Here is a 4,800-nt window from a genome sequence, read left to right on the forward strand (position 1 = left end):
CGCCGGGGCCGCGCTCGCGCTCACCCCGGTGGCGGTGCTGATGTTCCGCTTCGACAACCCCGACGCGATGCTCGTGCTCGTCCTGACCGGTGCCGCCTACGCCCTCACCCGGGCGGTGGAGCAGGGCCGCACCCGGTGGCTGGTGCTCGTCGGCCTGCTGGTCGGCTACGGCTTCCTCACCAAGATGCTGCAGGCGTTCCTGGTGCTGCCGGCGTTCACCGCGGTGTGGCTGCTCGCCGCTCCGCTCACCTGGTGGCCGCGGATCCGGGCGCTGCTCGCCGCCGGGGCCGCACTGCTGGTCTCGGCGGGCTGGTGGGTACTGGTCGTGGAGCTGTGGCCCGCCGCGGACCGGCCCTGGATCGGCGGCTCCCAGGGCAACAGCGTGCTGGAGCTGGTCGTCGGCTACAACGGCGTCGGCCGGCTCACCGGCGACGAGGTCGGCTCCGTCGGCGGCGGCGCGGGCGGACGCGCCGGTGGCTGGGGCGAGACCGGGCTGCTGCGGCTGTTCGGCTCGGAGATGGGCCGGGAGGCGTCCTGGCTGCTGCCCGCGGCGCTGGTGCTGCTCGGGGTGCTGCTGTGGCGGACCCGGAGGGCACCGCGCACCGATCCGCTGCGCGCCGCGACCGTGTTGTGGGGCGGCTGGCTGCTGGTCACCGGGCTGACCTTCAGCCTGATGGCCGGGATCGTGCACAGCTACTACACCGTCGCGCTCGCCCCGGCGGTCGCCGCGCTGGTCGGGATCGGCGGGGCGACGCTGTGGCGAGACCGTGCGTCCGCGGCCGCCCGGTGGTGGCTGGCCGCTGCGGTCGCGGCGACGGCGGTGTGGGCGTACGCGCTGCTGCCCGCGGAATGGCTCTGGTGGCTGCGCCCCGCGGTGCTCGTCGTCGGGCTCGGCGCGGCGCTCGCGCTGCTCGGGGTGCACCGGATGCCGCGGGTACTCGCGGCCGGGGTGCTCACCGCGGCGCTGCTGGCCGGGGCCGGCGGGACGATGGCCTGGGCGCTGGCGACGGCGGCGACGCCGCACACCGGGGCGATCCCGAGCTCCGGCCCGGCGGGCTACGCGTCCGGCCCGGGCGGGGGCCGGGGTGGTCACGGCACGATGCGCGGGCCGTGGCCCGGTTCCGGCTCCGGCGTGCCGGGCGGCGCCCGTTGGGCCGGTGGCGGACCCACCCGGGGACCGGGCGGTGCCGGCGGGCGCGGCGGCGGCCCCGGGGGCATCCTCAGCGCGCCCACGCCGTCGTCGCAGGTCACGGGGTTGGTCTCGGCAGGCGCGGGCAGCTTCACCTGGGCCGCGGCCACGGTGAGCTCGATGCAGGCGGCGGGCTACCAGCTCGCGTCGGGGGCACCGGTGCTCGCCGTCGGCGGGTTCAACGGCACCGACCCCTACCCGACGCTCGCACAGTTCCAGCAGATGGCGGCGCAGCACCGGATCCACTGGTTCATCGGCTCCGCGGGCACCGGGATGATCTCCACCGCCTCCGGCGGCAGCGACGACGCGCGCCTCATCGCCGAGTGGGTCGCGGCGACGTTCCCGGCCCGCACGGTCGACGGCGTCACCCTCTACGCCCTGAGCGCGTCGTGACCCGACGACAGGACGCCCGGCTCACAGCCGACGCACAGGTCGATCACACCGCCACGACAGCCCGGGACCCGATCGTCGATCCCATGACCAGAGTCGTCACCGGCCCCGCAACCGGCATCCACCCGGGACGCCCCGGAGCGCGTCCGTCCGACCGCGACCGGACCGTGCTCGACATCGTCGTCCCCGTCTTCGACGAGGAGCGCGACCTGGAATCCTCGGTGCGGCGCCTGCACGCGTTCCTCGCCTCCGGATTCCCCTACACGTTCCGGATCACCGTCGCCGACAACGCCAGCACCGACGCCACCCCGCAGATCGCACAGCGCCTCGCCGCCGAGATCGCCGAGGTCACCACGGTGCGCCTGGACCAGAAGGGCCGCGGCCGCGCGCTGCGCCAGGTCTGGTCCGACTCCGACGCCGAGGTGCTCGCCTACTGCGACGTCGACCTCTCCACCGACCTCGGCGCGCTGCTCCCGCTGGTCGCCCCGCTCGTGTCCGGGCACTCCGACCTGGCGATCGGGACCCGGCTGGGTCGCGGGTCACGGGTGGTGCGCGGACCGAAGCGGGAGTTCATTTCCCGCAGCTACAACCTGATCCTGCGCGGCGCGCTCTCGGCCCGGTTCTCCGACGCCCAGTGCGGGTTCAAGGCGATCCGCTCCGACGTGGCCCGGCGGCTGCTGCCGCTGGTGGAGGACACCGGCTGGTTCTTCGACACCGAGCTGCTGGTGCTGGCCGAGCGGTCCGGGCTGCGCATCCACGAGGTGCCCGTCGACTGGGTCGACGACCCGAACTCCAGTGTGGACATCGTGGCGACGGCCGTCGCGGACCTGAAGGGCGTGTGGCGGGTCGGCCGGGCACTGGCGACGGGTGCGCTGCCGCTGGCCGAGATCCGCGCGCAGCTCGGGCGGGCGCCGCTGGCCCCGCCGGAGGTTCCCGGGGTGCCGCGAACGATGCCGTTCCAGCTGGCCCGCTTCGCCGCGATCGGCGTCGCGTCGACGGTGGCGAACCTGCTGCTGTTCCTCGCGCTGCGCGGGATGCTCGGACCGATCGCGGCGAACGTCGTCGCGATGCTGGTCTGCGCGATCGCCAACACCGCGCTGAACCGGCGGTTCACCTTCGGTGTCCGTGGCCGGGACCGCGCGGTCACCCACCAGTTCCAGGGCCTCGTCGTGTTCGGGCTCGGCCTCGCCCTGACCACCGGCGCCCTCGCAGTGCTCGGCGCCCTCGCCCCCGGCGCGCACCTGGCCGTCGAGGCCGCAGTGATCGTCGCGGCCAACCTGGTCGCGACGGTGCTGCGCTTCGTCCTGTTCCGCTCCTGGGTGTTCCGCACCCGGTCCACCCCCTCCCAGCTCGAGAAGGCGACCGCCGCGTGACCAGCACCCTCGACCGGTTCCCCACCCGGTCCGACGCTCCTCCGCCCCCGTCCGACGGTCCGCGCCGCTGGACCCGCCCCGTCTCGGTCGTCGCGCTGCTCGTCGCGACGGGCGCGCTCTACCTGTGGAACCTGGCCGCCTCGGGCTGGGCCAACTCCTTCTACGCCGCCGCGGTGCAGGCCGGGGCGAACGACTGGACGGCGTTCTTCTTCGGGTCCCTCGACCCGGAGAACGCGATCACCAAGCCGACCCGGACCACAGGCGCCCCCGGCGCCGAGGACCGGAAGCGGCGCGGCAGCACCCTCCGCAGACACCTCCCCCACGCAAGAGCGAACTCGACGAGGACTCACACAGGACACGGACAGACCTTCAGTTCCTATAGAGCTGCTGCTAGTTCATCCGTGTACGTGGATAGCGGCGTTTGACCAGTACGGATCCATTGCTGCCGCCCTACCGCACCCCTCTAGCAGGAGCGTTCCTCCCGCGCCGTCTCCGAGCAGTCCATCGTCTGGACAAAGCTGGTTATTTCTCCATGATTTGACCTTTCCTCCGAACCCGTAGTCGTCTAGCTTGTGCCAACGTTCATCACTAAATATGAGGCGCCGACCGTTTCCGCCGGGTGAGCCGTACAGGCAGAGCCACCCCCAGGCGCAATCAAAAGCCCCGTTCTGATACGTTTGAGGAGTTTTATGTCCGCTGTGCTTGTCCGCTGCGTCGTTCGCTTCAGCGTTACTTGAGAAGCACTCGTAATTTCGCGGTGCGTAAACAACGCATGATTGACCCTGTTCTCCCTCGGTCAGCTCAGGTGTAGCCGCTGCCCCAGTAGTCGACAAAAGGGTCCCCGTGGCCACGAGTAGCGCCACTAGCGATCTCTTTATCATCTAACTCTCCATCGCTTCAAGCCACTCGTGAGGCAGTCGTTTCGACGCGTTGAGGATCTCGAGACCTACGGCTGGACCGTTTCCTTCGTCAGCGAGGTCGAGTGCTCCATAGGTGATGCCTCGTCGATCCTCTATGAGCGCCGCTCGGACGCGGCGTGCATCCTCTGCGGGCAGGTTTGTAAAGCGCAAGTAGGCTACATCGCCGGACTTGTCTAATTCCAACGTCACAGCGACCTCTAGAACATGGATCATCTCAGCCTCAAATTACTGGGTGAACCGTGACTACCCAGGCGTCTTGGTTGATCACTACGGCGAACGGAGTGTCGGCTTCTACCACTTTCCAGGTCCCGTCGCCTTGGTTAACTCCTTCTGGTCCGAATCTAATCAAAGCGCTCACCTCCTTCTCTCCAATGTCCCGCTCACTCATGCGTAGTTTCGCATGGATGGTGTATCCGGCAATGTGTCGCGGTCGACTGGAAAGCCGCTCGTGGCTGGTGTCTTGCCGAAGCGTCGTTGATTGCGTGACCGGATTTAGTTCCGCCCCCAGTGCTTGGCTTGCACTCAGACTTAGCAGTATTGTGGCGATTAACGCAGTCGAGATGAAGTATTTCACTTTTGAAGTAGATCATGCTGGCCTATTTCTCGCAAGAGGCCGACACGATCTTCGGGCCGAAAGCCGACGCCCACGAAGACCTACGGGGCCTGCTCAACGCCGGGCACCAACGCAACCGGCCCGCGAAACGCTACGACGCAGCCCGCAACCGGGTCGAGTCGATCCCGACCTTCGCGATGGCCGCCCTGGCCGGGATCGGCGCCATGCCCGACACCATCGAAGACCGCGCCGTCATCATCCGCATGCGCCGCCGCGCATCCCACGAGACCGCCCCAGCTGTCCGCGTACGGGCTCTGATGTCGCTGTAGGTACGAGCTGGTTTGTCGTTGGTCCGGCGCGTCGGACCGAAGATCA

The 4,800-nt window shown here is 69.6% G+C and carries 5 protein-coding genes; 4 read left to right on the top strand and 1 reads right to left on the bottom strand.

From position 1 onward, the window contains the following. From FVA95_RS27485 to FVA95_RS34350, 3 genes are all read left to right on the top strand, one after another. Positions 1–1,582 (top strand): glycosyltransferase family 39 protein (locus FVA95_RS27485; RefSeq protein ID WP_149666715.1); only part of this gene is annotated, 1,582 nt, incomplete at its 5' end. An 83-nt stretch (positions 1,583–1,665) separates the two neighbouring features. After that, a complete protein-coding gene (locus FVA95_RS27490) occupies positions 1,666–2,952 on the top strand; it encodes a bifunctional glycosyltransferase family 2/GtrA family protein (protein WP_149666716.1) in 1,287 nt (428 codons plus the stop codon). After that, positions 2,949–3,377: a hypothetical protein gene (locus tag FVA95_RS34350; RefSeq protein ID WP_370460887.1), complete on the top strand. Its 429-nt coding sequence runs from the start codon at positions 2,949–2,951 to the stop codon at positions 3,375–3,377. Before FVA95_RS27490 ends, FVA95_RS34350 begins: the two co-directional genes overlap by 4 nt. Here the strand turns inward: FVA95_RS34350 and FVA95_RS34110 are convergent. After that, positions 3,348–3,833, bottom strand: a complete 486-nt coding sequence (locus FVA95_RS34110; protein WP_149666717.1) for a peptidase inhibitor family I36 protein — start codon at positions 3,831–3,833, stop codon at positions 3,348–3,350. The two genes, FVA95_RS34350 and FVA95_RS34110, sit on opposite strands and share 30 nt — an antisense overlap. 627 nt (positions 3,834–4,460) lie before the next feature. Here FVA95_RS34110 and FVA95_RS27505 point away from each other — a divergent pair. Then, complete coding sequence (locus FVA95_RS27505) at positions 4,461–4,754, top strand: hypothetical protein (RefSeq protein ID WP_240051773.1); 294 nt, start codon at positions 4,461–4,463, stop codon at positions 4,752–4,754. Positions 4,755–4,800: the final 46 nt, after the last annotated feature.

Source organism: Pseudonocardia sp. EV170527-09, assembly GCF_008369905.1.
GTDB lineage: Bacteria > Actinomycetota > Actinomycetes > Mycobacteriales > Pseudonocardiaceae > Pseudonocardia.